The following is a 22385-nucleotide window of genomic DNA, read 5'->3' as shown; positions in this document are numbered from 1 at the left end:
CATACACTGGAGGTGCCTTATGATCCCCGATATCCGCCGTATCCTGTTGGTCGCCGCTGTGTCGCTATGCCCGATGATGGTTTCGCTCGGAGCTGCCGCCAGTCCCCCCTTGCAGCTCGCCATGAACGGCAACGCCGTTGGAAAAATGCCCCAAGCCAAGGGCACCACGCCTTCCGGACTGAAGCATATCCAGATCCTCGCCCCCGCCAATGGCGCCGAGATCGCTGCCGGGGTCCCCGTGGTCCTGTCCTACGATGTCACCCTGGCCCCTAACGGCAATCACATCCACTTCTATGTCGACAACCACATGGCCGGATTAAGCCATGAACTGAAAGGGACCTTTTCCTTGGGCACATTGGCGCCCGGTACCCATGACATCTGCATCAAGGAGGCCACGGTGGCGCACGTCCTCATCGGGGTCAACCGGTGCATTTTGGTTACGGTCAAGTAGCCATGTCGGGCTTCTTCTTCAGCACCCAACTTCTGCTCTATGCCTGCATTCAGGCGCTGCACAATCTGGGGGCGGTGGCCATCGTCGGCGGCGGGGCTGCGGCGCTGCTGCTGGCGCGCCGTTCTCCCGGCATGCAGAGAACGCTGGTGTGGGTAATCACCTTGGGATGGGTTAACCAGGGGGTAACCGGCGCCCTTTTCGGGATTACCAGCTATGTCTATGATGGCCGTTTGCCCGACATTCACGGGATCGCCCTGACGGCACTGTTCCTCAAGATGGCGTGTGCCGTTGCGGGTATCATCCTCGGAATGACTTACCTGGGCTTTGAAAGTGGATGGTCGGGCGCAGGGCAGCGCCGGGTTCTGGGTGTCGATTTTGGCCTGGGCGTCACGGCACTCACCGCCGCGGCATTCCTGCGTTGGTTTTCCTGAGGTCACAGGCGCGTCGTGTCTTGCTGTGCAGACTGCTTGATAATATCCTTAATACCTGTGCGCGCAAGCGCAATTCCCTACCTGTACCTACCTGATGAAGGAGTCGACGAATGAGTGAACAGACGCTGCCCTGGGACGAAGACGCACTGCAACGCATGGAGAAGATGCCTTCTTTCGTGCGCAACATGGCCAAGGCCAAAATCGAGAAGGCCGCCAGGGAAGCGGGCGAATCGAAAGTCACCGCCGCGTTTCTCGATGCCAACAAAGGGAAACTGATGGGTTAGCGTCAGGGCGTCGGGTGTGGCGCACGCGATCTGGGCGGCATTCGCCGGACCGTGGAATCAGGTGACACACATCCACGCTTCGTTCGCCCCTTGCGGAGCGCGGGACCCATTACTCACCTGCACCCCATGTCTGGTAAGACGGTAAGTCAGATAAGACTGGATTTTGGGGTTGGATAACACATCGGGGTTAAGCACGGCATACACGTCCCCGACACATCGTGCGGAGAGAGTAATCAGCCCGGGGTGCCCCTCCGCCTTCAGTCGAGCGCCCATAGGCTGCGTAAAATGATAGCTCTCCGGATCAACCAGCGCCGGGTAATCGGCGACACGTGGGCGCAGGTCCACCAACGCGGCGTCACAACGGACCCCATATAACAAACGATCCACGGTAATGCTTTCCCGGTTTCCAGAAATTACCATCTGCTCAAATCCGGCATCGCGTAACAGCCGTGCCTTCCAGTGATGCACCGTCTCATAAACGGACGTTTCCACCGTGTCCGCGCCATACCAAACGCCAAAGGAACCATCACTGTATCGGCTTGCCGTCCAGTTTTTAAATGGGAACCAGATGGCTGCAAACCATCCAGATTCCTCGAATGGCCGGTCAATGGCAGGCGTCTGGGAAACATAGTGGTGCGGCTTGGCGGCTGTTTCGTACCGCTGCGCCACGAGCCAGTCTTCCGGGTTGTCCGAAAGATCGTTAAACAGATCCTCCGACACCCGCAAACTGATGATGTTGCGAATCAGCGTCTGGTGCGTGTCAGCCAGCGTCAGACCGTCAAAGAATGACTCCACCAAATCATTCGCCCCGGGCATGGTCCAGATAGGCCCGCACCATCAACAATCCGGTGAATCCCCACTCGCGGACCACTTCCACGGGGGTTCGATAATCGAACGCGCGGTTACGCGTAGTCATCCATTGATAAGCCAGGTCCCTATCATGCGGAAAAAGCAATCGCAGATTTTTATGTATGGCGAGTAAATGGCCAGCACGCTCCAGCAGATCCCTGTTTGCGCCCAGGGGTTCGCCTTTGCGGTACCGACTGAGGGCGGCACGATTGTCGGCAGCCAAACCCAGCAAGGCAAGCTGATCTTCATTCACCACCATCCAGAGGTCGAAAACCTTCATCAGCATTTTTGCCAGGACGGACCGGTCATGGACTTTGCTTTCTTTGTCTGTCGTGACCGCTGCTTGAGTCATGGTGCGCCTCCTATGCCATGAAACAATTATAACAATTTATGTTGCTTTTGCAACCAGCTTTTAGAGAACGGCATCTTGTAGAGGGCGGGACACAGAGGACCGCGGAGCTCGGCCTGTCGCGTTGTTCTACGGTCGCAAAGGATGAGAGTACCGTGCGGCCGACCCTTTAGAAAAAAGGGTCCCCCCCCTTGGCTTCGTCAACTTGACGGCACTGCTCTGGATGACTATGTTGAATACCAACCAGACGGTATTTTATCCGGAAAAGTCGTCATGACAGGAGATCATCGTGAAAATGCAGGATTTGTGCGGAAAAGTAGCGGTCATCACTGGCGCCTCCAGTGGTATTGGCGAAGCTAGCGCCCGCTTACTTGTAGCCGAAGGCATGCAGGTTGTGCTGGCAGCGCGACGTCAAGATCGTCTGCAAAAACTGGCTCGGGAGTTAGGTGATGCTGCTCTGGTAGTTCCAACGGACTTAAGCAACCCCGAAGAAGTTACGCATCTTTTTGACACGGTTAAAATGCAGTTTGGCGGCGTGGATTTACTTTTCAATAATGCTGGCCTGGGCTACAACGCCCAGTTTGCGGACAGCAAGCCGCAAGAATGGCAAGAAATGATCGACGCCAATCTCTACGGCGTTCTGCGCTGTACGCACGCGGCCATTCCTTTGCTCAGAGGACGTCCGGGCGCGATGATTTCCACGGTTTCCAGCGTAGGTGGGCGTTACGGCTTACCGGGTTGGTCGGTTTATAATGCCACCAAGTTCGCTGTGGTCGGATTTCATGACGCGCTGCGAAAGGAATTGGGCCCAGAGGGCATTCGCGTGGCGTTGATTGAACCTGGGGCAGTCTGGACCGAGTGGGGATTTAATGTTCCGACAGAAAGCATGCGGGAAAGGCGGCAATCCCTGGATGCCCTGCACCCCGAAGATGTTGCCCAGGCACTAGTGTACAGTTTTGCACAGCCGCCGCATGTACTGGTGGAAGAAATTCTAGTGCGCCCGGTCAAGCAAATTGTTCCCTGATTAAATGAGTTGCAACTCTCGAAAACCATTCTCAAAAGACTGCTACGGTTTACAGCCATGGTGACGAGTTTCGAGAACATGATGATCAGTCCATTGGACGACTGCAACCGCTGCATACCGTCCATTCACCCAGCGATATGGGCACGATTTTTTGTAGCTGTGACCGTCGCGTCAGAAAAAATCATCATCTATGCAATGTTGCAAGGCCATTTCGCGTCGAGCCGCCTTTAGTGCCTGCATTTTACCTTGAAATGAGAGCCGCATAGACCATCATTTGCTCTGCATTATGGCAAGAGCACCGGTGAAGAATAAGCCGATGCGGGTGCCGCGGGTGGCAAAAGCACTGTCGGTGGCAGATTGGCAGGGGGGCGGAGAGGACGCCGGTGGAAGGGTGGAGGTCGGTGGCGACGACGAGGGCGTTCAAAGGGGTAAGGTCCTGGGCCTATATAGGCTGGAATGTATACATGCCGCCGGGATTCTGGTTGTGGCTGCAGACTTCGTTGATAATTATTGATGGCTGTGAGTAAGTTTAGCCTCTCCATAGCAGTCAGCGCTTTATTCCCTTCCGTGGAAGGCTTGGGTGACGGTGCAGGTTGCCGCTTTTGCGAGGGCGCAGGGACCGGAGGAAGGGCGGGAGGTAACTCCTGAAGTTTTCGGGCATCGGGAGGAGGCTGGTCTCCGTAACTGATGACGCCGCTCGGAGATACCCATCGGTAGATAGGATCAGCCTGCGCTATCGGCGAACTCATCCAGTCGGACAGAACAAGACCTGCCGAAGCGACCAGAAGAGCCATAAGCCAGGAGCGCGAGATAGGACGCAGAACGCAGTAGAACATGATCGCGGAACCAGATGCAAAAGACCCTTTTTTAAATATAGCATGCTCATATCCTGCCAGCAGCGCTGCTGGGTGCACAATGAGTGAGTTTCTGCTGTTAGCAAGCGTTAAAATTGCTTATACTAAACTGGCTAGTCACGCCAGAAGTCTGGAAGGGGGTCTGCCATGAATACTCAGTGGCCTTTACAGGATGCGCGCAATCATTTGAGCGATGTCGTGAAGCGTGCCCGCAACGATGGTCCGCAAACCATCACCTTACATGGTGAGCCCGCAGTTGTAGTGCTCTCCGTAGAACAGTTTCGGACGTTGACACGGACGAACCAGACGTTATCCGAATTCTTCGCGGACTCTCCACTGCGAGGGCTTGATCTGGAAGTCGAACGAGATCGTCACGATGTGGGGCGCGACGTCAGCCTGTGAGATACCTCCTGGATACCTGCGTTCTGTCAGAGTTGGTCAAAAAGCATCCTGATCCTCGGGTCGTAACATGGGTAGACGCACGGGAGTCTGTGGGGTTTCTTAGTGTGCTCACACTGGGAGAGCTCCAAAAAGGCGTTGCCAAGCTTGTTGACGGCGATAAGCGAGCAACGCTGCAGGATTGGATAGACGTTGATCTGCGAGCTCGTTTCGTCGGACGTATTCTTCCTGTTAACGAGCATATCGCCAGCGCATGGGGAGGTATAACAGGTGCCGCTGAACAACGCGGAGAGAAGTTGCCAGCGATAGATAGCTTGCTGGCCGCCACGGCGCTGGTTCACCATCTCACAGTGGCCACGCGAAATATTGTGGATTTACAGCGATGCCAAGTTCCAGTGGTTGATCCCTGGGATCAAACATAGAGCGGCAATTGGGAAGTAATGGGGTAAACCTCTTTTTCCTCACCCTGCGCAACAGGAAAGCTGCTTCACGTCCTTGTTGAAGGTCTGCGCCGCGAGCTTCAACCCCTCCACCATCGTCAGGTACGGGAACAACTGGTCAGCCAGTTCCTGGACGGTCATGCGGTTGCGGATCGCCAGGGCCGCCACCTGGATGACTTCGCCGCCCTCCGGGGCCACGACCTGCGCACCCAGCAACCGGCCAGAACCCTTCTCGGCGATCAGCTTGATGAAGCCACGGGTGTCGAAATTGGCGAGCGCCCGCGGCACGTTGTCGAGCGTCAGCGTGCGGCTGTCGGTTTCGATGCCGTCGTGCTGCGCTTCCGCGTCGCTGTAACCCACAGTCGCCACTTGCGGATCGGTGAACACCACGGCTGGCATCGCCGTCAAGTCCAGGGCCGCACTACCGCCCATCATGTTGATGGCCGCACGGGTGCCAGCCGCTGCCGCCACGTAGACGAATTGCGGCTGGTCGGTGCAGTCGCCAGCGGCGTAAATGTTCGGGCTGTTCGTGCGCATACCTTGGTCGATGACGATGGCCCCTTGCGCATTGACGGCCACGCCCGCCGCTTCCAGATTCAGGCCGTGTGTGTTCGGTGCGCGACCAGTGGCGACCAGCAGCTTATCGGCGTGTATCTCGCCGTGCCCGGTGGCAAGCACAAATTCGCCATCCGCATAAGCGATCTGGCTGGCTTGCGTGCGCTCCAGCACCTCGATCTCTTCGGCGCGAAATGCCGCCGTGATGGCCTCACCGATGGCCGGGTCTTCCCGGAGGAACAAGGTGCCGCGTGCCAGGATCGTCACCTGGCTACCGAGCCGGGCGAAGGCTTGCGCCAGTTCCAGCGCGACCACCGACGAACCGATCACGGCCAGCCGCTCAGGAATCGTGGCGCTGACCAGCGCCTCGGTGGAAGTCCAGTAGGCTGTGTCCTTCAAGCCGGGAATCGGCGGAATCGCCGGGCTGGCGCCCGTGGCAACCAGGCAGCGGTCGAAGGCCACTTCGCGCTCGCCGCCATCGTTCCATTGGACGTTGAGGCTATGGCCGCTCTTGAAACGAGCCTCACCATGCAGCACGGTGATGGCCGGATTGCCGTCCAGGATGCCCTCGTATTTGGCGTGGCGCAGTTCATCGACGCGGGCCTGCTGCTGCGCCAGCAGTTTGCCCCGGTCAATCACCGGCACCACCGCAGCGATGCCGCCATCGAATGGGCTTTCCCGGCGCAGGTGGGCGATATGGGCGGCGCGGATCATGATCTTGGACGGCACGCAACCGATGTTCACGCAGGTACCACCGATGGTGCCGCGCTCGATCAGCGTCACGCGTGCACCTTGCTCGACGGCCTTAAGTGCCGCCGCCATCGCCGCGCCGCCGCTGCCGATCACGGCGATATGCAGCGCCTCTCCATCGCCGCTACGCCTCGTTTCGCCGTCCTGTCCGCCCAGCGCCTTGTCCAACAGACCAGAGGGCGTATTCGGCGTATCCGAGAGCCGGGCGCGGTAGCCCAGCGCGGCCACTGCGGCAACCAGCGGGTCCAGGCCCACGCCGGTGTCCACCTCGATCTCCGCTCGCTGCTGGGGGTAGGACACCGAGGCGGAGCGGACGCCGGGCACCCTCTCCAGAGCCTGCCGTGTGTGCACGGCGCACGAGTCGCAGGTCATGCCCTCGATTTGAAGAATGATCGTGTCAGCCATGATCCCGCTCTCCCTGCTTGATGCTGGAAGGGTAGCCAGCATCCTTGGTTGCCCGGGTCAGGGCCTGCACGTTGGTCTTGCTGTCGTTGTAGGTGACGGTGACCTGTTTTTTTGCTTCGTCGATGCCAACCTTTTCCACGCCAGGCACTCGCTGGAGTGCAGTGCGCACGGTAATCGGGCAGGCGCCACAGGTCATGCCAGGAATCGACAGCGTGACGGTCTCGGTTGCGGCCCAGGCGGGCGCGCTCAGGGCAGCGGACAGGGCAAGAAGGATCGCGATTTTTTTCATGACAATCTCCTTTCAATAGAACAGCGGCAGGACGTACGGAAAAGCGATGGCAACCAGGATCAAGGCGGCTACGATCCAGAAAACGAGCTTATAAACGGAGCGAACCTGTGGAATCGCGCAGACTTCACCCGGTTTGCAGGCTTGTGCCGAGCGGTAGATGCGCCGCCAGGCGAAGAACAGCGCGATGAGTGCCGCGGCGATGAAGAACGGGCGATACGGTTCCAACGCCGTCAAGTTGCCAATCCAGGCGCCGCTGATTCCCAAGGCGACCAGGACCAGCGGCCCGAGGCAGCAGGTCGAGGCGAGGATGGCGGCCAGCCCGCCGGCGAAGAGCGCGCCGCGCCCGGTTTGTGGTTCAGACATACGCTTCTCCTTTCGAATTTGGATTGGATAGCGTAACCTTACTTCCGTACTTATGTACGGAGTAAAGCGGTATGGAAAATAATTTGGAGAACCTGACCATCGGCGTTTTCGCCAAGGCGGCCGGGGTCAACGTGGAGACGATCCGGTTCTATCAGCGCAAGGGCTTGCTACCGGAGCCGGACAAGCCATACGGCAGCATTCGCCGCTACGGCGAGGCGGACGTGGTGCGGGTGAAATTCGTGAAGTCGGCCCAGCGGCTAGGGTTCAGCCTGGATGAAATTGCCGAGTTGCTGCGGCTGGAGGATGGCACCCATTGCGAGGAAGCCAGCAGTCTGGCCGAGCACAAGCTCCAGGACGTGCGCGAAAAGATGGCGGACCTGGCGCGCATGGAGGCCGTCCTGTCTGATCTGGTGTGCGCCTGTCACTCGCGGCAGGGGAATGTTTCCTGCCCGCTGATTGCGTCATTGCATAACGGAACGAACCTCACCGTATAGCTGCGGACAGCCTCTAAATTCATTCTCGATTTCATACTATGTATGACGGGTTTTGAGATTTCGAGTTTCGTCTCTGAATATTCATCAGCGTGTCTGGATAGCGGCTATAGCGTTCGCGTTGCGTGGTGGGGACAGGAAGCTGGCCGACATGGGGCGTCAAAGCGCCTCGGCGCAGAATGTGGCCGGAGTGACGATGCGCGTGCGGCCGATGCCGCCACGTTGCAGCAACCCGGCGCGGCGGTCGCCGGTTACGAGGTAGTCCGCTTCGCCCGCCATGGCCATCGCCAGCAGGAATGCATCGTTTGGATCGTTCGCGTCCACGCCTTCCGGCAGAGGCGGCAGGGTATTCAGCACGATGGCGCGCTGCATGTTGTTGACCATCGTGCCGATGCGGTGCGCGGGCAGGATGGTCTTGAGCTTCGGGTATCGGCTCACGCGCCGCAGTTCGTCAAGCTGGGCCGTCGATGTCACCAGCTCGAAGCGCGCCGCGCGCCAAGCGCGGTAGATTGTGTCGGGCGGGCCGTGCGGCGAGATCAGCGCGCCGAGCAGCACGTTGGTGTCCAGGATGACGCGCATCAATGCTCACGCGCCCATTGCACCGCTTCGTCGATAAGGTCGGTCAGATCGGCTTCGCTCATGCCGGCGGCGGTGGTCTTGGCCTGATCGACGGCGCGCTCCAGGAGATAGGCGCGCACGGCTTCCTCGATGAAGCGAGACAAATCGCCCTTGCGGCCGCCGCCCTGTGCAGCGATGAACATGCGCACGGACTGATCCACCTCCGGCGACACGGCGATGTTCCAGCGAACGGTATTCATGGCGCTCTCCAATCAGTGTTTGCGTACATAGGTGTTTGTACACCCTATTGATGACCTTGACAATAGCAACTTTCGGGAGCGTCTCCGCAGAAGCGGGCCGTGTTAGGAGGTTGTAGGGTTCGCGCAATAGATACCGCTTGGATACCGGTTGCCGAAAATGCGAAAATTGACCAGACCAGAATTCGTATAATCTATTGTTTTATTTGGTGGGGACGGCGGGATTCGAACCCGCGACCCACGGCTTAAAAGGCCGCTGCTCTACCGACTGAGCTACATCCCCCAAAGGCCCTGGCAAGATACCCGACAGGGCTGCGTATTATCGGGTGCAGGCAGTGCCGGGTCAAGACACACCATCGCAACGGCGCGAGCGAACCTTACAATTCATCCAGTCGAACATCCGCCCTGTTTAACCACCCCGGAACGCCGCCCATTCCCGCTCCACGAAGGCCGTGAACTCCGCGCGGAAGCGCTCCGGGGCGAAGCGCAGGGCGAAGTCCTCCTCCGCCGCCAACATGCAGACCCGCGCATTCCTACCCATGCTTATCCCAAAAACCTCGGTGCATGCTCAGTTTTCGTTTGGTGGACAAGGGCAACGAGGACGAATGCTGGCCTAGCTTGTATCCCAGATATTTGGCCAGGGTGCGAATAAAAGCAGAAGGCAACAACCACGGCGCGTGCCGAATGAGATAGGCAATCTCGGAACGCACGAAGCGGCCGCCCTCGCCTTCCGGCTTTCCAAAATCCCGAAGAATCCACGCCTGATCCTGATGCATCACGCCTATATCGAAATAGCGCTTAAACTCCTGCACCACGCTATAGCCATGCGAGTGCCACACCTGAGCTTCGGCTACATAGGCGACAGCCCAGCCTGCCTGCAGCATCCTTGCAGCCACCACCATGTCTTCACCCAGAATCAGGCTTGGGGGAAAGCCTCCAACCGCCATAAGTGCTTCAGTGCGGTAGGCCGCAAAGGAATTGGAGGTGAAGGCCGCCTTGATACCCATACGTGTCTTGTCTGCAATGGTTCGCTTATTCGACTGAGGTGGGTAATTGAAAAGTCGCGCATGGGCCTCTATGGCTCCGGAGCCCAGCCTAGGCAACTGGCGCCCATAGGTAGCACCTACTCGGAGATCAGCAAATGGCGCCACCAACTGCGCCAAGGCATTGGAATCTGACAGCACGGCGTCCTGGGTGAGATAAACCAGCACATCAAACGCTGTCAGTCGGTTCGCAGCCATCTGCCGCGTCCCTCCGTGGTCGAATGTCCCCTTGGTCAAGCGCAGGACCTCAAAACCGTTTTCCAATGCAGCCACATCCGTACCATCTTTTGAGCCAGAGTCTACAATCAACACGTACTCTGGCGGCGGAACCTGCTGGCGCAAGGCATCGAGGCAGCGCAGCCAGACTTCGCCACCGTTCAACGTTGGAATGATCAATGCAACCTTAGTTACCGACATTAGCGCTCCAGCACCCGCTCCGCGCCTGCGTACACCACCAGCCAGTCGTGGACAATAGCGACGCGCATCAGTCTTTCGCAGCCTCCGCAAGCACCCGCCAGGTCTGTTCGGCGGTTTTATCCCAGTTGAACTGTGCGGCACGTTCCAGACCCTTCTCCCGTAGCAGCGTGCGCAGGGAAGAATCCTTGATCAGCCGATGAAGACCGTCCGCAATGGCTTCGATGTCAAAAGGGTCCACTTGCACGGCCGCATCGCCCACCACTTCCGGCAACGAAGCACGGTTACCCACCAGCGTAGGGGTACCTGATGCCATCGCCTCCAGGGGGGGAAGCCCGAAACCTTCGTAAACAGAAAGATACGCGAAGGTCATCGCCCCGGCGTACAGGGAGGGGAGAAGTTCATCGGGGACATGGCCGGTGAGAAAGACTCGCGGTGGCAGCGTCTCTAGCTCCGGGACATCCTGAAATACCAGACTTTTCCCTTTCGCCCCGCTCACGACCAGCCACACATCTTCCGGCAAGCCGCGATGAATCACCTCCCAGGCGCGCAGTAGCCGCCCAAGATTCTTGCGCGGCTCCAGGGAGCCGAGGCTCAGCACGTAACGGCTAGTTGGCAGCCCCAGTTTTTGGATGGAGCTGTCCATCTGCGCCTTATCCTGTGGAACAAAACGTGCGTCCACTCCCAATGGGACCACAATAACTTTGTCATCAGCGACGCCAGTGGTTTCCAAAAGACGTGACTTGGTGAATTCCGAGTCGGTAATCACCCGTGAGACCCGTCGCGCCAGCTTGGGCGTGAGAAATCGGTACCACGCCGCAAAGCGCGGATTGAGCCATTCTGGATGGTCGATCGGTACTACATCATGGATGGTCACCACTTGCCTGGATACCCCCAGAGGACCCGTGTTGCTTGGACTCCAGAGCAGATGCCCCCGCGTCCGCAGCGGCAGGACCGCCTGCTCCCAGAGGTGCGCGCGGGAACCGCTGAGAGGATGCTGGGGGGCTATTTGTTGTATTTCATCTGCAGGCATGCGTTGACGCAACTCTAGCAAATAGCGTTGCACACCGGTTATGGAATGGCCTAAAGTTCTGGAATTAACGTAGAACACGTTTAATTATACCTCTCGGTCCTTCTGAAATAATCTACCAATGACCACCCCAAAGAAAAGGGATAGTATAGGTGCTTCAATGATATTTACCACCATACCGTATGCCATCAAAACAATAAGGATAGAAAAGGTTAAAGATGCATCATTCGCCCTCCAAAATGACCGGGCCGCCTTCAAGCAAATGGCAAGCAATATTACGGCAGCGAGAATCGGCCCAAGATCAACCGCCAAATAAACATATAAATTATCTGCGGGCAGCGCATTTGATGGCTCGAAATAGGTTTGCGGGGTGCCGATTCCGCCAATCCCCCGACCGAAAAACCATCCCGCATCATGATGCAAAAGGCCGAATGACGCCGGCCATGTATAGTTCAGTCTATCGCCGAAACTCGCAAAGATAAACCGATCAAAATAACCATGAAATGTTGGATTATAATGGATAATAACAGTTGACAGCGGCAAAATAACTAACAAGCTGAGATTAACCAACAAAAGCAGCACCCAGATTTGGCGCCACAACAATTTATGGCCAAATATTTTTCCGCTTATAAAAAATGTAGTTAATATCAAATATGCTCCAAGGACACCCTTTGTTGTTGTCAGCGTAATACCTACACCAGAAATAATCCACACCAATATTTTTATGGCGTTGCTGTTTATAACAAACATCAGCCAGACAGAAAAAAACATGATCTGTATGGCCGCGTCGAAAGAGGCGCCGGAAAATCCGCCGACCCTACTGATCCCAAACGCCCACCATCTCCGAGAAATTTGCACTTCCGCCCCACCAATTTTAAAGCTTGCACCAACCCACGGATATTGCACGAAAACGTTAACAAGAACCCCTGAAAAAGCTATAATAAATAACACAACAAATATCTTCTTGTATGCGTTCTGATCATTAATAAAATAGCGCGCTGACGCCAAACCATATAGCAATGGTATGATCACCCACACTCCAAATAATGATTGGTCAGGAGAAGGAAGCTCTATCATGCCCCACCCAGCGAATAGCGTTACAATCGCACCCCCAATAATTAATGCCTTACTAGCGCGCCCAAAGTAACTTATCATGAATGGTATCATAATAAGCAACAGAATCTTTGGTATATACACAAATTCAGCAAGGCCAAACTTCGCCATATAATAACGAAAAGGACCATAGCAAACCAATGATAGCAAAAATAATGTCGTTGTCCAGCGAACTATAGCAGGCATTAATAGCATGCTGCGCACACGACGACCAAAATACTTTGGTATTGCTTCATGCGCCAAAATACTATCCATGCAATAAACCTCTTCTTATATTCCGCGCTTATCAAGTTGCCTATAAATACCTATATATCCGTCGACCCATCGGGTTACATCGAGAAAATTGGTAGACGATATTTTGGCCATTTTCCCCATACGGACGCGCATTGCCCGATCACTGCCAAGATGATGTAAAGATTCCTGCAGATCTTCCGGACGATTCGGGTCGAATAACAAACCAGTCTCACCATCTTTGATCATCTCCGGAATGCCTCCACGCTTTGAAGCGATGACGGGCTTACCAAACGCTAGGGCCTCCGCCACGACCAAGCCAAGGGGCTCCTGCCATAATGAAGGTACCACTACAATATCCACCTGAGGATAAAAGTCTCGTGGTGGCACGCGACCGAGAAAACGCACCGGGGTTGATGCAGCGTTTTTTCGCAATGACGCCTCATAATCTGGTTTACCACTGCCCGCAATCCAGAGTTCCGCGTCCGGTAACACGGCCGCCTTGAACGCTCCTATTAGGATATCTACCCCCTTGGCAGGGACTAGCTGGCCGATAAAGCCTATGCGCAAGCCAGTAGGCGATTCACGCACCGGCGAAGGCTCATCAAGACCCAAGGCGCCGGGGCTACGGACATTGTGAATCACCTGACGCAGAGCTACGTCTTGAAAGTAGCCCAATGCCATATGGCGATCAAGAATATAGCGGCTTACCCCTACTACCGCAGAGAGCGCATTGCTTAAGTTGGGATGCCGAATGCGCAGCAAGTGGCAACTAGTACATTGTTTTTCACAAGTACGCCCCTTTTTGAACATGGTTGCCCTTGGGCATAATAGATAATGGTCGTGCAGGACTTGCACGATGGGGATGCCTTGGCTTTGGATCGTTTTCCATGATGCTGCTGACCATCCGGACAGGCCATGTACCGTCACCACATCAGGCCGCTCTGTTCGCAATACCCGAAGCAGGTGATCCTGCATCCAGAGATTGTAGCTATCGAACGCATGCCACATGGCCCGCAGGGCGGCTCCTTTGGGTATACGGTTCCCTGGCCAGTACAAATTGCGGAGCCCCGCGCGCCAGATGGGAATGCCATCGCGTTCAGTCCTTTGCAGCCCGGGTTGGTCGCAGGTCGCAAGAAGAACATTAGCGTGGCCCGCACTAGCGAGTCCCCGTATCAGTTCCCAAAGAACAACTTCAGCGCCTCCCCCGTCGACCGGGTCGTCGAAGGTATTCAGGTGCAATATTTTCATAACGGATAATCCGAATGAAGGCCAAGTTTCTTCGCGAGGGCGTCTTTCACCGCTTTGGAAAGCAAGCGATAGCGCTCACGGCGATTGTATATATTGGAGAACAGAAAAAGAATGGCAAGATAGAGCCTAAGATTGATGGCATACATCATTGGATTATGATCTTTGCAATAGGTGTCGAAAAAAGCGCCATTGCGCATGCCATAATAGGCTCGAAAGTCGCCTTCTCCTTTCAACAGACCAGAAAAGGAATTGCTATGTCGGCGCTTAATATTCCAAGATGATTCCATGTCCTCCAGCAACGCTCCGGTGATCAGATAGGTACCACCCCCATGCCGAGTAATGCGGTAAGTGAATTCATTATCGTCACCATAGAGAACGAAGTCAGTTCGGGGTAAACCAATGCGATCAGCTAGCATGCGATGAAAGAGGAGACCACTATAAATGGCTGTGTCCAGCCGGATAATTTTAGGCAACACTTGGTTCGTGCGGCGCTTACCCAGCGGCGTTCGCCGCCAAATTTTATGGGGAATATCAAAAATATGGAAACCAAGAAAGCTGGAACGCCGTGGATTGACCCGGCACCGGGGTGCTCCCATGGCAACGTCAGCTTGGTGCTCGGGCCGAAAAGCCAGGACGGCGAACTCGTCACGAGAGTGTGTCTCCCGCAATTCTGCATAGGCATCGAGTAGCGCTTTTAAGGATCCCTCGGTTGCCCTGTTATCATCGTCCAATAACCAAATCATCTCGGCGCCCTGCTCCAGGGCTTTAGATATCCCGGTGGAGAAACCAGCGGCAGAGCCCATGTTTTTACTTGATTGAACGAGCTTGATGCGCGCACGATCGATCTCTCTCGCGAGTCCTGCCACATCCCAATTGGCGCCGTTGTTGACGAGGATGATCCTTTCTACGCCTTGGGCCAAAGCTGCACGCAACATGGGCTCCAGAAAATGGCGACGTTCGCCATATGTTACAGTGACCACCGTAACACCTTTAGTGCTGTTGGTTTCTTCCATAACCATGAACTGCTCCCATCCCTGCGGCGTTAATCGGAATCTGGCCGTTTCGCAGTTACCATGATGGTCTCACAGCGAAAGGGTGACACCACCACTCTGAAATCAACGAGTTTGGCTGCAATCCGCAGGGCTAGGGGCAAGGTGATTGCGTTAGCGTCGTACGGGTCTTGACCATGAGCAATACGCAAACTGCTTTGGTAAAACCATGCTGCCTGCCTCAGACATGGCTTGTGCTCAATATCTATAAATCCAGCGCCATTTAACGCCTTTTCTAGGCTGTTGTTGTTAAAGAGGACGAGGTGCCGCGGCGGCTCAAGCCCCCTCCAATCGGCACCGAAGCGTGCGTGGCCGAAACTCCCCATGTTTGGCGTGGCAAGCCAGAGGTGTCCACCCGGTTTAAGTACGCGAAATGCTTCCCGGAGCGCAGCTAGAGGGTCGTGAACGTGCTCAATCACATGGCTGAGTGTCACAATATCGAAGTGAGCAGAAGGTAAGCCAGTGTCTGGAAAGCCGCCCTGTATGACGGTAGCCCCCGTCTTCTGCGCAGTTTCCACTGCTTTGGGATCGAGATCAACGCCCCAGGCCTCCCAACCCAGTTGCATGGCAGCGCCGAGAAACTGACCATTGCCACAGCCAATGTCTACCAGCACACTCGGTTTTCCAGTGGCGGGCAGGTGGCGAACGCTTTCGTCGATCTGCTTCCGTTTCTGGCTCAACAGGCGTGTGATCCATCGCCCGACCTTCCATGCAGGCTGGAGATCGGTGTTATAGCGGGCATTGAGGTAATCATTGCGCAAATGGCGCTTAAAACGCGCGAATCCTCCCTTGGGAGCATCATCCCCTTCTTCATGGGTGTAGTAGTCACTATAAGCCATGGCTATGGTGGCAGGGGTCGGCCTTGGGTCCAGGTAGGCAACGCCACAGGTCGGGCATTGATATAGTGACCACCGCCCCGGTGCGCAAAAAAATATCTTGTCCGTCAGCCCGTCATGAAGCAGCGTTCGGTCTGCCTCACCGCAAATCGGGCAGCGCTCTACTTGCTCCAGACCTTCCGGGGGCCAGGGCTGATTTTCCAACCGTTTATGATCCATGTTTTTCCTGAGTTACTGTTGAGTTGACAGGAGGCGTTCGCGATAAAAGGCGACGCGAGAGGGCCGTGCGCTGATCTTGAGGAATGCTGGCAATGGACCAGCCAATGCTTGCACCCACCAACAGTAGCGAAATCCCAATATACAGGGCAGAGTCATAAGGCATTTCAAAGGCAATAACCAATGCCCCGGTAATGGGCAGGATACCAGCCAAGGTGCGGTTTAAGCCTGAGGTAGTCCGCGCCGCCCAGAACAAGAGCAGGGTATCGGCAAGGACGCGCAGATCCCAGGCCCAAGCGGCACCCGGCACGCCAAGGCGGTCGATAAGCACCCACAGGATAGCGACGTAGGGCAGAAGCTCCAGGACATGGAACTTGGCGGGCAAATCGGGGCGCCCCCTGCCCTGGAGATAGGTAAAGGGAATAATGGCTAGGGTATTGATCCATATCCCGACGAGTAGTATTTGTCCGACCGGGGCGGTTTTTTCCGCCAGCGCTGCGCCCACCCAAAGGATCAGAAAGGGCTTGATGAGCAGCAACCATATCACCACTATCGGGGTCATGATAGCCCCTATGGATAACACGGCACGCGCCGCCAGCGCCTTTGCCTCGGTGGGGTCCACCATGGCAAATCTGGGGAACAACGCAGTTTGTAGGCTGCCAGGAAGAATGGAGAGCCGCATGACAAGATTGTAAGGCACAGTGTAGGCGGTGACTGCCACCATGCCCACCTTGGCGCCAATGAGGAAGCGGTCAAAAACGGTCAACAAGGGACCGACCAGCCCGGTGACCGTGATCCAGCCGCCGTAATGTAGCAAGGATTTCACCTGGTGGAGGGCAAAGCGGGGGCGTGGCGACAGGGGTACATGGCGATAGCTGAGAGCGAAAAGTAATAGGGCGCTCAATAGCCGTCCAATGATGGCGGCTGCTATCAAATAAGGTAGCGTTATCCATCCCGCATAGGCTACGACTAACGGGAAAAGCTGGTAGAGCACTGTACCAAAAATTTGTGCTCCATTAAGCGCAAGAAAGGCTTGTCGCCCTTCCAAGGCACCTGCCAGCAATGAGATAATAATGGCTAGTGGCAACGCAAGTGCCAACCACGGCATGGCATTTTCCGCTTCAATTCGCAAAGAACCAGAGATGTGGAAAACATGAGCAAACAGCCAATCCCCAAGCAGATAGAGAATAGCTCCGCCAATAAGGCCGGTAACAACACTGATCGCTAATCCGGTCCAAAAAATGCCCTGTCGCTCTTCGGCCGTAGCGTCGTGGAGAGCGGCGATGCGGTTGGCGACTGCCCGCCCGAATCCAAGATCAAATACCCCAAAGTAGCCGAGCAGCAGCCAGACTATGGCGAGGACGCCGTAGCGGGCTTCACCAATGAGGTGAAGATAGATCGGTACCGTGATTAACAGCAGGGCGGCAGGTACGGCAGCGCCCGCCAGATTGATAAGGGTGGAGCGAGCGATACGGGGGTGAGGGGCGGTCATGTCAGGGACTTTGCCGGCCCATGTCCATATGGGCTTCTGTTTCCGGACCGAAGACCTCCGCCGCACTCTGGCGGATTTGGGCGATGTGTTCGAGGCTGGGGCGCATGAGTTCAGCCCGGCAGCACTGTGTGCATATGGGCGGCAAATCCATCCAGAATGGTCAATACCCGTTCAGCGGCAGCCATGGCTAGACGCCACTGCGCGTGGCGTTCTTCTGGGGTTTCCGGGTAGTCATGGGCAAATGCGTTGCGAATACGGCGAAGTTCCGACCACTCCGCCGCAGAGGGTAGCCAGCCCAGTTGTTCCAAGCGATTGAGACGATCCACGACAGACATGGCGGCGATATCCTCTTGTTCTGGCGTCTGTTTCATAGGGCAAGCCCGGTTTCGTGGGCGACGCGCACAATCGGGCGAGCATCGCCAGGCTGTTCGATGACAAGGTCGATCTTTCGCTGGCCAAGGCGGGATTCGAGCAGGCCGAGCATGCGTATTTTGCGCCGCAATGCAGCGTCGGCTGACAGCGCGCGCGTCTGAACGAGCAGATCGATGTCGCCGCCCCGCTTGCTCTCATCCACCCGCGAACCGAAGAGCCAGACGCGGGCTTCCGGGCCGAAGCTTTCCGCCGCACTCTGGCGGATCTGGGCGATTTGCTCGGTGCTGAGGCGCATGGGGTTCAATCCACCCACAGCCCGGAGAGATCCAGGGTGATGGCGGCGAAGGGGTCGATGGCGGCCTGGTCCGTACCGCCCCAGGTACCGAGGAGCAGCCAGCGGCCATCCTGGTTGGCATAGGCTTCCAGGGTGCGTGCGTCGGGGTCGATGAGCCAGCAGTGGGCGACATCGGCGGCGGCGTAGCGGGGCAGTTTGAGGACACGGTCGGTACGAGCAGTAGCCGGAGAGATCACTTCGCAGACCCAGTCGGGGGCCATCTCGAACCACGCGGTTTTGGGCAGTGCGGGCATCCGCTCCCGGCGCCAGCCGGCGAGGTCCGGGACGAGGATGTCTTCGCTCAGGTGCAGTTCGGGTTCGTCGAGTACCCACCAACCGCCGGGGCCGCCGCCTTCCCCCTGATCGAAAGGTGTCCCCACTTTGTTACCGAGCACCGAACTGGCCCGTGCATGAGCCGGTGCGGGCCGGGGATGGGTGTGGAGTTGACCGGCAATGATCTCGCCCACGACGTTGTCGGGCAGGCCGAAGAGGTCTTCGTAGCGCGCGAGGCGCTCGGCGCCGGTCATGCCGCCCCCTTCCCGGCATCGAGGCCGGACGCGCTGAGGCCGTCCACTTCCCGGCGCAGGGCGGCGATCTCCGCCTGAAGGGTGTCGTATTCGGCCATTTTCCGCTGCAGGAAGCGAACGGTGACCCGGGTCTTTTCCTGGACCCCTTCGGGCGTCAGCAGGTAGGCGTAGGCGCCCTTGTGGGGGTTGCGGCGAAAATTATCGGCCTTGACCATGCCCTTTTCGATGAGGGCGTTGATACAGTAATTGGCCTTGCCCAGGCTCACGCCCATGGCGGCGGCCAGCTCGCGCTGGGTGCTTTCGGGGTGCTCCATCAGGAGCTTGAGTAAATGGTAGCGTGTGGCGTCGTCGAGCATGGTCTTGTTCAGGCAGTGAACTTATGGCTAGGTTAGGGGTTAGGAATGGGGGCGTCAAGGCGTACGGCCTGGGCAGTTGCGGGGCCGTTATGCCGACTGTTTGCGGAGCGCATTTAGCAGGAGCGCCAGAAACACGCCCAACATCAGACCGCCCAGCCCCGCCAGCACCAGAATCAGCCCACGTTTGGGCGCGACGGGGATGGGGTCATAACGGGGGGACAGGGTTTGCACCGTGGGACTGGTGTTATTGGGCGCCAGTGCGTTTTCCATCTTGGCGATGGCTGCCTGTATGTTGGTAAGCGCGTCGCTGCGCCGAGACTGCTCCAGCAACAGCAAAGCCGATGTCGAATCGACCTGCCCTTTGCCACTTTTGGTATCCAGGGAGGTGCGCATGCCCTGATACAGCGCCTGCAACTGTGTCAACTGCGCCTGGCGGGTCCCCACGATTTGCTGATAGCGTTGTTGATCCTCCGCCAGCAATCGCTGGATGACCCCCTGCAGATACTGCTGCGCCTCTTGTGGCGAGCGCCCCTGGGCCTCCAGGGTCAGAATGGAGCCGTCTGCCTTATCCGGCGTCACGGCGTACAGCTTGGGCATCTGCTTTTTTGCCTGCACGGTATTGACCGGGGTGTATTGGTTCATCAGCCGGTTGGCCAACTGCAGGCCGTTGTCCACCGGCTGCCCGGCGACCTTGCCAATCTGCACCACGGCCTTGCTCTCATAGATCGTGGTCGCCAGACTCACATAGACGGCCGCCAGCCCCAAACAGACCACCATGCTGAGAAATACCAGCCATTTGCGTTTGGCGATGATCTCCCACAGGTCGCGCAGGCTGATCTCGTCCTCGGAAATGGGGGTCGCGGCATTGGCGCGCTGGGGCTGTCCGGCTCCGGCGTTGTCTTCTAACGGCATGCGGCGTCCTCTGTCAGAGCAATACAGCTTTTTAGTCTAGCAGCCAAACATCGCGCCTTCCACCGGCTTGGGCCTCCGCGGCTTGACGCGCAGGCGCTTTCCCAAGTCTAATTGCGGCGTCATGATACGGGGCGACGGGGTAGCGTATGGGCGGTTCTGATCGGTGATGTCATGAAATCTGCGGCAACGGGCCGTATCCGTTTTCGTAGGCCGCAATGGGTGCCTTATGCGCTTGTGCTGGGCGATGTGCTGGCGCTTTTGACCGCCTTTTATCTTGGCCGCCTTTCCCACGCCTTCTATTACCACCTGAGTCCCGGCTGGGTGCTGCTCTACTGGTGGGGCACCCTTGCGCAGGTCAATGTGCTTCTGTTCCTGTTGCTGATGGCTTTGGGCATTACCGCCTTCGCCGTCAAGGGGCACTATGCCCGGCGCAAGGCTTTTTGGGACGAGGCCGGCGAAGTGCTGGGCGTGTTCACGCTCTTGCTGGCGCTGAATGCCACCATTGCCTTTTCGGGCAAATGGCCTCTGTCACGACTATGGCTTTTTTCCACCTGGGTGCTTGCGCTGGCGCTGCTGCCCCTGACCCGATGGCTGGCACACCATATCTTGCAGCGCCTGGGTGCGTGGGTGCGGCCGGTGGTGGTCATCGGCTGCGGGCGGAACGCCGCCGAGGCCATCCGCGCCCTGGACAGCGAGCCCATGCTGGGCTATGCCGTGCAACGGGTGCTGATGCCGGGGGGGTGCGATCCGGCTTCCGGCGAACTCCCCACCCAGGCGCCCATGGAGGCGCTGGGAGACGATCCGTTAGCTACCCTGGCCCGTCTGGGCAAACCCCATGTCGTGCTGGCCCTGGACATGGATCAGTGGGACGCGCAGGAAAAACTGGTGCGCTCCCTGGGGCTCAGCTACCCCAACCTTACGGTGGTGCCGCCCTTGCGCGGTCTGCCGCTGTTTGGCATGGAGGCCATGCACTTTTTTGGCCACGAGGTGCTGATGCTGCGGGTGCGGGACAACCTGGCCCGGCCCGGTCCGCGCATCGTCAAGCGCCTTTTTGACTTGCTGGCCGCTTCGTTGCTCGTCGTGCTCTTGTCGCCGCTGCTTTTTTATATCGCCTGGCGCATCCGCAGGGAGGACGGCGGGCCGGTGTTTTTTATCCAGGAGCGTGTGGGCAGAGGGGGCGGCACCTTTGCTTGCCTGAAATTCCGCAGCATGGTGTTGGATGCGGAGGACCGCCTGAAACAATACCTGCAGAATCACCCCGACCTGGCCGCCGAGTACGCAAGAAATTTCAAGCTGCGCAACGATCCCCGGGTGACCCGGATCGGGAAGTTTCTGCGGCGTGGCAGCCTGGATGAGCTGCCCCAGTTGTTCAACGTGCTGCGCGGCGACATGAGTCTGGTGGGCCCGCGCCCTTTACTGGCGCGGGAGCTGGACCGCTACGGTGACAATATCTGCCTGTATCATATGGTTTATCCGGGCATCACCGGGTTGTGGCAGGTCAGCGGGCGTTCCGAGACCACCTTTGACGAACGCGCCTACCTCGACGCCTGGTATATCAAGAACTGGACGCTCTGGTACGACATCGTCATCCTGCTCCTGACGGTGAAGGTGGTTTTCCGGCGGGAGGGGGCTTATTGATTGTAGGGCACTTCGAATAACAAAAACTTCACGACTTGAGAATGGAATATTCCTTAAGAGGCTGCGCCACTCAGTAGTGGAAACGCAATTGGGCTATTTGGAGTTGGTCGTCCTCAACCCGGTACACCATGCGGTGCTCATCCGTGATCCGGCGTGACCAAAATCCTGAGAGGGCGTGTTTCAGCGGCTCGGGCTTGCCCATGCCGCCAAATGGCTCTCGCTGGATTTCGCGAATCAGCTTGTTGATCCGCTCCACCATCTTCCTGTCCTGCTTCTGCCAATACAGATAGTCTTCCCATGCTTCGTCTGCGAAAACCAGTTTCACTTAGCCAGTTTCCGCTCAACGCCCTTGCCAGCGTTCAGTTGGGCGGCCGCTGTAAGAAGGCGCTTCGCGTTCGCGGGCGTGCGCAGAAGATAGGCGGTCTCTTCCAGCGCCTTGTAGTCTTCGAGTGAGAGCATCACCACGGACTGCTGTCCGTTGCGGGTGATAATCAGCGCTTCGTGGTCGTTGCAAACTCTGTCCATCGCGCTCGCCAAGTTTGCGCGAACCGTTGTGTAGGTAATCGCATCCATCCTGGAGCTCCTTGTATGTACGCTTTACTGTACATGTTCGCTGGCCGCTTGTCCAGTGCTGGCAGTCATTGCAGCGGGCTTCCGCAGGCCGGTCGTGGTGTACCAGTCGTTTCCAGGATCATCTTTGCTGACCATGACCGTTGCTGTAAACAGAGATGTTGGTATCGACGAAAACTCGGCGGGACGCGTCAGAAGGCGTACTGCAGCATTACTCGGTTGTCCACCAAGGTCCCCAGGGGGAATATTCTC

The 22385-nt window shown here is 57.3% G+C and carries 31 protein-coding genes, 1 tRNA gene and 1 pseudogene; 9 read left to right on the top strand and 24 right to left on the bottom strand.

Going from position 1 to position 22385, the window contains the following annotated elements; all coding sequences use genetic code 11:
- Positions 1 to 19 precede the first annotated feature (19 nt).
- The 3 genes from F6A13_RS00765 to F6A13_RS00755 all read left to right on the top strand — a co-directional run bounded on the left by F6A13_RS00765 (position 20) and on the right by F6A13_RS00755 (position 1166).
- A complete protein-coding gene (locus tag F6A13_RS00765) occupies positions 20 to 451 on the top strand; it encodes a hypothetical protein (protein WP_151527996.1) in 432 nt (143 codons plus the stop codon).
- A 2-nt stretch (positions 452 to 453) separates the two neighbouring features.
- Complete coding sequence (locus tag F6A13_RS00760; protein WP_126604634.1) at positions 454 to 882, top strand: hypothetical protein; 429 nt, start codon at positions 454 to 456, stop codon at positions 880 to 882.
- A 110-nt stretch (positions 883 to 992) separates the two neighbouring features.
- Complete coding sequence (locus F6A13_RS00755; RefSeq protein WP_113526170.1) at positions 993 to 1166, top strand: PCP reductase family protein; 174 nt, start codon at positions 993 to 995, stop codon at positions 1164 to 1166.
- Positions 1167 to 1223: 57 nt separating this feature from the next.
- Here F6A13_RS00755 and F6A13_RS00750 read toward each other — a convergent pair whose 3' ends face one another.
- Both F6A13_RS00750 and F6A13_RS00745 read right to left on the bottom strand, forming a co-directional pair.
- The gene (locus F6A13_RS00750; protein WP_225981891.1) at positions 1224 to 1982 is read right to left on the bottom strand and encodes an RES family NAD+ phosphorylase; all 759 of its coding nucleotides are present in this window, start codon (positions 1980 to 1982) and stop codon (positions 1224 to 1226) included.
- Complete coding sequence (locus tag F6A13_RS00745; RefSeq protein ID WP_113526169.1) at positions 1966 to 2367, bottom strand: MbcA/ParS/Xre antitoxin family protein; 402 nt, start codon at positions 2365 to 2367, stop codon at positions 1966 to 1968. Before F6A13_RS00745 ends, F6A13_RS00750 begins: the two co-directional genes overlap by 17 nt.
- A 292-nt stretch (positions 2368 to 2659) precedes the next feature.
- On the opposite strand from F6A13_RS00745, the gene F6A13_RS00740 reads away from it, so the two are divergent.
- Together F6A13_RS00740 and F6A13_RS15505 are read left to right on the top strand one after the other, a co-directional pair.
- A complete protein-coding gene (locus tag F6A13_RS00740; RefSeq protein ID WP_181710108.1) occupies positions 2660 to 3388 on the top strand; it encodes an SDR family oxidoreductase in 729 nt (242 codons plus the stop codon).
- A 301-nt stretch (positions 3389 to 3689) separates the two neighbouring features.
- Complete coding sequence (locus F6A13_RS15505) at positions 3690 to 3902, top strand: hypothetical protein (RefSeq protein ID WP_225982035.1); 213 nt, start codon at positions 3690 to 3692, stop codon at positions 3900 to 3902.
- A gap of 91 nt (positions 3903 to 3993) precedes the next feature.
- On the opposite strand, the pseudogene F6A13_RS15935 reads toward F6A13_RS15505, so the two are convergent.
- Positions 3994 to 4137, bottom strand: a pseudogene (locus F6A13_RS15935) (DUF4124 domain-containing protein); the annotation flags it as partial.
- Positions 4138 to 4389: 252 nt separating this feature from the next.
- Here F6A13_RS15935 and F6A13_RS00730 point away from each other — a divergent pair.
- Both F6A13_RS00730 and F6A13_RS15930 read left to right on the top strand, forming a co-directional pair.
- The gene (locus tag F6A13_RS00730) at positions 4390 to 4644 is read left to right on the top strand and encodes a type II toxin-antitoxin system Phd/YefM family antitoxin (protein WP_151527994.1); all 255 of its coding nucleotides are present in this window, start codon (positions 4390 to 4392) and stop codon (positions 4642 to 4644) included.
- Complete coding sequence (locus tag F6A13_RS15930) at positions 4641 to 5063, top strand: type II toxin-antitoxin system VapC family toxin (RefSeq protein WP_151527993.1); 423 nt, start codon at positions 4641 to 4643, stop codon at positions 5061 to 5063. The genes F6A13_RS00730 and F6A13_RS15930 overlap by 4 nt, the downstream gene beginning before the upstream one ends.
- 39 nt (positions 5064 to 5102) lie before the next feature.
- On the opposite strand, the gene merA is transcribed toward F6A13_RS15930, so the two are convergent.
- Genes merA through merT form a run of 3 tightly spaced genes read right to left on the bottom strand, consistent with a single transcriptional unit; the run spans position 5103 to position 7443 of the window.
- Positions 5103 to 6791 carry a mercury(II) reductase gene (merA, locus tag F6A13_RS00720; protein ID WP_151527992.1) on the bottom strand — a complete coding sequence of 563 codons (1689 nt, stop codon included), beginning with the start codon at positions 6789 to 6791 and terminating at the stop codon, positions 5103 to 5105.
- Positions 6784 to 7080 carry a mercury resistance system periplasmic binding protein MerP gene (merP, locus tag F6A13_RS00715; protein WP_151527991.1) on the bottom strand — a complete coding sequence of 99 codons (297 nt, stop codon included), beginning with the start codon at positions 7078 to 7080 and terminating at the stop codon, positions 6784 to 6786. Before merP ends, merA begins: the two co-directional genes overlap by 8 nt.
- A 12-nt stretch (positions 7081 to 7092) precedes the next feature.
- A complete protein-coding gene (gene merT / locus F6A13_RS00710) occupies positions 7093 to 7443 on the bottom strand; it encodes a mercuric ion transporter MerT (RefSeq protein ID WP_126604641.1) in 351 nt (116 codons plus the stop codon).
- A gap of 71 nt (positions 7444 to 7514) precedes the next feature.
- Here merT and merR point away from each other — a divergent pair, with 71 nt between their 5' ends.
- Positions 7515 to 7937, top strand: a complete 423-nt coding sequence (gene merR / locus F6A13_RS00705) for an Hg(II)-responsive transcriptional regulator (protein ID WP_113526163.1) — start codon at positions 7515 to 7517, stop codon at positions 7935 to 7937.
- A 156-nt stretch (positions 7938 to 8093) separates the two neighbouring features.
- On the opposite strand, the gene F6A13_RS00700 is transcribed toward merR, so the two are convergent.
- The 16 genes from F6A13_RS00700 to F6A13_RS00625 form a co-directional block, all read right to left on the bottom strand.
- Positions 8094 to 8513 (bottom strand): putative toxin-antitoxin system toxin component, PIN family, encoded by a 420-nt coding sequence (locus F6A13_RS00700; RefSeq protein ID WP_113526162.1) that lies wholly within the window; start codon positions 8511 to 8513, stop codon positions 8094 to 8096.
- On the bottom strand, positions 8513 to 8752 hold the full coding sequence (locus F6A13_RS00695; RefSeq protein WP_113526161.1) for a ribbon-helix-helix domain-containing protein: 240 nt from the start codon (positions 8750 to 8752) through the stop codon (positions 8513 to 8515). The genes F6A13_RS00700 and F6A13_RS00695 overlap by 1 nt, the downstream gene beginning before the upstream one ends.
- A gap of 204 nt (positions 8753 to 8956) precedes the next feature.
- Positions 8957 to 9032: transfer RNA gene (locus F6A13_RS00690), tRNA-Lys, on the bottom strand.
- Between the two features lie 126 nt (positions 9033 to 9158).
- Positions 9159 to 9290, bottom strand: a complete 132-nt coding sequence (locus F6A13_RS15720) for a hypothetical protein (RefSeq protein WP_264158130.1) — start codon at positions 9288 to 9290, stop codon at positions 9159 to 9161.
- Positions 9283 to 10209, bottom strand: a complete 927-nt coding sequence (locus tag F6A13_RS00680; RefSeq protein WP_151527990.1) for a glycosyltransferase family 2 protein — start codon at positions 10207 to 10209, stop codon at positions 9283 to 9285. Before F6A13_RS00680 ends, F6A13_RS15720 begins: the two co-directional genes overlap by 8 nt.
- Before the next feature lie 67 nt (positions 10210 to 10276).
- Positions 10277 to 11239 carry a glycosyltransferase family 4 protein gene (locus F6A13_RS00675; RefSeq protein ID WP_225981890.1) on the bottom strand — a complete coding sequence of 321 codons (963 nt, stop codon included), beginning with the start codon at positions 11237 to 11239 and terminating at the stop codon, positions 10277 to 10279.
- An 84-nt stretch (positions 11240 to 11323) separates the two neighbouring features.
- Positions 11324 to 12604: a hypothetical protein gene (locus F6A13_RS00670; protein WP_151527988.1), complete on the bottom strand. Its 1281-nt coding sequence runs from the start codon at positions 12602 to 12604 to the stop codon at positions 11324 to 11326.
- 15 nt (positions 12605 to 12619) lie between these two features.
- On the bottom strand, positions 12620 to 13831 hold the full coding sequence (locus tag F6A13_RS00665) for a glycosyltransferase family 4 protein (RefSeq protein ID WP_151527987.1): 1212 nt from the start codon (positions 13829 to 13831) through the stop codon (positions 12620 to 12622).
- Positions 13828 to 14850, bottom strand: coding sequence for a glycosyltransferase (locus F6A13_RS00660; RefSeq protein WP_151527986.1), 1023 nt, complete (start codon positions 14848 to 14850; stop codon positions 13828 to 13830). The genes F6A13_RS00665 and F6A13_RS00660 overlap by 4 nt, the downstream gene beginning before the upstream one ends.
- A gap of 23 nt (positions 14851 to 14873) precedes the next feature.
- Positions 14874 to 15719, bottom strand: coding sequence for a class I SAM-dependent methyltransferase (locus tag F6A13_RS00655; RefSeq protein ID WP_225981889.1), 846 nt, complete (start codon positions 15717 to 15719; stop codon positions 14874 to 14876).
- A gap of 205 nt (positions 15720 to 15924) precedes the next feature.
- Complete coding sequence (locus F6A13_RS00650) at positions 15925 to 17424, bottom strand: flippase (RefSeq protein ID WP_151527984.1); 1500 nt, start codon at positions 17422 to 17424, stop codon at positions 15925 to 15927.
- A 110-nt stretch (positions 17425 to 17534) separates the two neighbouring features.
- Positions 17535 to 17795, bottom strand: coding sequence for a hypothetical protein (locus F6A13_RS00645; protein WP_146778662.1), 261 nt, complete (start codon positions 17793 to 17795; stop codon positions 17535 to 17537).
- Positions 17792 to 18109: a nucleotidyltransferase family protein gene (locus F6A13_RS00640; RefSeq protein WP_225981888.1), complete on the bottom strand. Its 318-nt coding sequence runs from the start codon at positions 18107 to 18109 to the stop codon at positions 17792 to 17794. The genes F6A13_RS00645 and F6A13_RS00640 overlap by 4 nt, the downstream gene beginning before the upstream one ends.
- The gene (locus tag F6A13_RS00635; RefSeq protein WP_151527983.1) at positions 18097 to 18657 is read right to left on the bottom strand and encodes a Uma2 family endonuclease; all 561 of its coding nucleotides are present in this window, start codon (positions 18655 to 18657) and stop codon (positions 18097 to 18099) included. The genes F6A13_RS00640 and F6A13_RS00635 overlap by 13 nt, the downstream gene beginning before the upstream one ends.
- Positions 18654 to 19013: a MarR family EPS-associated transcriptional regulator gene (locus tag F6A13_RS00630; protein ID WP_151527982.1), complete on the bottom strand. Its 360-nt coding sequence runs from the start codon at positions 19011 to 19013 to the stop codon at positions 18654 to 18656. The genes F6A13_RS00635 and F6A13_RS00630 overlap by 4 nt, the downstream gene beginning before the upstream one ends.
- A gap of 87 nt (positions 19014 to 19100) precedes the next feature.
- Positions 19101 to 19925, bottom strand: coding sequence for a Wzz/FepE/Etk N-terminal domain-containing protein (locus F6A13_RS00625; protein WP_151527981.1), 825 nt, complete (start codon positions 19923 to 19925; stop codon positions 19101 to 19103).
- A 171-nt stretch (positions 19926 to 20096) separates the two neighbouring features.
- Here F6A13_RS00625 and F6A13_RS00620 point away from each other — a divergent pair, with 171 nt between their 5' ends.
- Positions 20097 to 21563 (top strand): sugar transferase, encoded by a 1467-nt coding sequence (locus tag F6A13_RS00620; protein WP_151527980.1) that lies wholly within the window; start codon positions 20097 to 20099, stop codon positions 21561 to 21563.
- 70 nt (positions 21564 to 21633) lie between these two features.
- Here F6A13_RS00620 and F6A13_RS00615 read toward each other — a convergent pair whose 3' ends face one another.
- Positions 21634 to 21888, bottom strand: a complete 255-nt coding sequence (locus F6A13_RS00615; protein ID WP_151527979.1) for a Txe/YoeB family addiction module toxin — start codon at positions 21886 to 21888, stop codon at positions 21634 to 21636.
- Complete coding sequence (locus F6A13_RS00610; protein WP_151527978.1) at positions 21885 to 22136, bottom strand: type II toxin-antitoxin system Phd/YefM family antitoxin; 252 nt, start codon at positions 22134 to 22136, stop codon at positions 21885 to 21887. The genes F6A13_RS00615 and F6A13_RS00610 overlap by 4 nt, the downstream gene beginning before the upstream one ends.
- Between the last annotated feature and the right edge of the window lie 249 nt (positions 22137 to 22385).

This window comes from Acidithiobacillus sp. 'AMD consortium' (assembly GCF_008926505.1).
Taxonomy (GTDB): domain Bacteria; phylum Pseudomonadota; class Gammaproteobacteria; order Acidithiobacillales; family Acidithiobacillaceae; genus Acidithiobacillus; species Acidithiobacillus ferridurans.
Note: the sequence above shows the minus strand (reverse complement) of the source record. Positions and strands in the feature narration are given on the sequence as shown.

Bases quoted from the DNA above. Each gene is read 5' to 3' on its own strand.
- F6A13_RS00660 (WP_151527986.1), bottom strand. From the start codon at position 14,850: ATGGTTATGGAAGAAACCAACAGCACTAAAGGTGTTACGGTGGTCACT.
- F6A13_RS00765 (WP_151527996.1), top strand. From the start codon at position 20: ATGATCCCCGATATCCGCCGTATCCTGTTGGTCGCCGCTGTGTCGCTA.
- F6A13_RS00745 (WP_113526169.1), bottom strand. From the start codon at position 2,367: ATGACTCAAGCAGCGGTCACGACAGACAAAGAAAGCAAAGTCCATGAC.
- F6A13_RS00650 (WP_151527984.1), bottom strand. From the start codon at position 17,424: ATGACCGCCCCTCACCCCCGTATCGCTCGCTCCACCCTTATCAATCTG.
- F6A13_RS00680 (WP_151527990.1), bottom strand. From the start codon at position 10,209: ATGTCGGTAACTAAGGTTGCATTGATCATTCCAACGTTGAACGGTGGC.
- F6A13_RS00730 (WP_151527994.1), top strand. From the start codon at position 4,390: ATGAATACTCAGTGGCCTTTACAGGATGCGCGCAATCATTTGAGCGAT.
- F6A13_RS00760 (WP_126604634.1), top strand. From the start codon at position 454: ATGTCGGGCTTCTTCTTCAGCACCCAACTTCTGCTCTATGCCTGCATT.
- merP (WP_151527991.1), bottom strand. From the start codon at position 7,080: ATGAAAAAAATCGCGATCCTTCTTGCCCTGTCCGCTGCCCTGAGCGCG.
- F6A13_RS15720 (WP_264158130.1), bottom strand. From the start codon at position 9,290: ATGGGTAGGAATGCGCGGGTCTGCATGTTGGCGGCGGAGGAGGACTTC.
- F6A13_RS00625 (WP_151527981.1), bottom strand. From the start codon at position 19,925: ATGCCGTTAGAAGACAACGCCGGAGCCGGACAGCCCCAGCGCGCCAAT.
- F6A13_RS00630 (WP_151527982.1), bottom strand. From the start codon at position 19,013: ATGCTCGACGACGCCACACGCTACCATTTACTCAAGCTCCTGATGGAG.
- F6A13_RS00750 (WP_225981891.1), bottom strand. From the start codon at position 1,982: ATGCCCGGGGCGAATGATTTGGTGGAGTCATTCTTTGACGGTCTGACG.
- F6A13_RS00655 (WP_225981889.1), bottom strand. From the start codon at position 15,719: ATGGCTTATAGTGACTACTACACCCATGAAGAAGGGGATGATGCTCCC.
- F6A13_RS00645 (WP_146778662.1), bottom strand. From the start codon at position 17,795: ATGAAACAGACGCCAGAACAAGAGGATATCGCCGCCATGTCTGTCGTG.
- F6A13_RS00755 (WP_113526170.1), top strand. From the start codon at position 993: ATGAGTGAACAGACGCTGCCCTGGGACGAAGACGCACTGCAACGCATG.
- merA (WP_151527992.1), bottom strand. From the start codon at position 6,791: ATGGCTGACACGATCATTCTTCAAATCGAGGGCATGACCTGCGACTCG.
- merT (WP_126604641.1), bottom strand. From the start codon at position 7,443: ATGTCTGAACCACAAACCGGGCGCGGCGCGCTCTTCGCCGGCGGGCTG.
- F6A13_RS00700 (WP_113526162.1), bottom strand. From the start codon at position 8,513: ATGCGCGTCATCCTGGACACCAACGTGCTGCTCGGCGCGCTGATCTCG.
- F6A13_RS00675 (WP_225981890.1), bottom strand. From the start codon at position 11,239: ATGCCTGCAGATGAAATACAACAAATAGCCCCCCAGCATCCTCTCAGC.
- F6A13_RS00695 (WP_113526161.1), bottom strand. From the start codon at position 8,752: ATGAATACCGTTCGCTGGAACATCGCCGTGTCGCCGGAGGTGGATCAG.
- F6A13_RS00665 (WP_151527987.1), bottom strand. From the start codon at position 13,831: ATGAAAATATTGCACCTGAATACCTTCGACGACCCGGTCGACGGGGGA.
- F6A13_RS00635 (WP_151527983.1), bottom strand. From the start codon at position 18,657: ATGACCGGCGCCGAGCGCCTCGCGCGCTACGAAGACCTCTTCGGCCTG.
- F6A13_RS00620 (WP_151527980.1), top strand. From the start codon at position 20,097: ATGAAATCTGCGGCAACGGGCCGTATCCGTTTTCGTAGGCCGCAATGG.
- F6A13_RS00740 (WP_181710108.1), top strand. From the start codon at position 2,660: ATGCAGGATTTGTGCGGAAAAGTAGCGGTCATCACTGGCGCCTCCAGT.
- F6A13_RS00670 (WP_151527988.1), bottom strand. From the start codon at position 12,604: ATGGATAGTATTTTGGCGCATGAAGCAATACCAAAGTATTTTGGTCGT.
- merR (WP_113526163.1), top strand. From the start codon at position 7,515: ATGGAAAATAATTTGGAGAACCTGACCATCGGCGTTTTCGCCAAGGCG.
- F6A13_RS00610 (WP_151527978.1), bottom strand. From the start codon at position 22,136: ATGGATGCGATTACCTACACAACGGTTCGCGCAAACTTGGCGAGCGCG.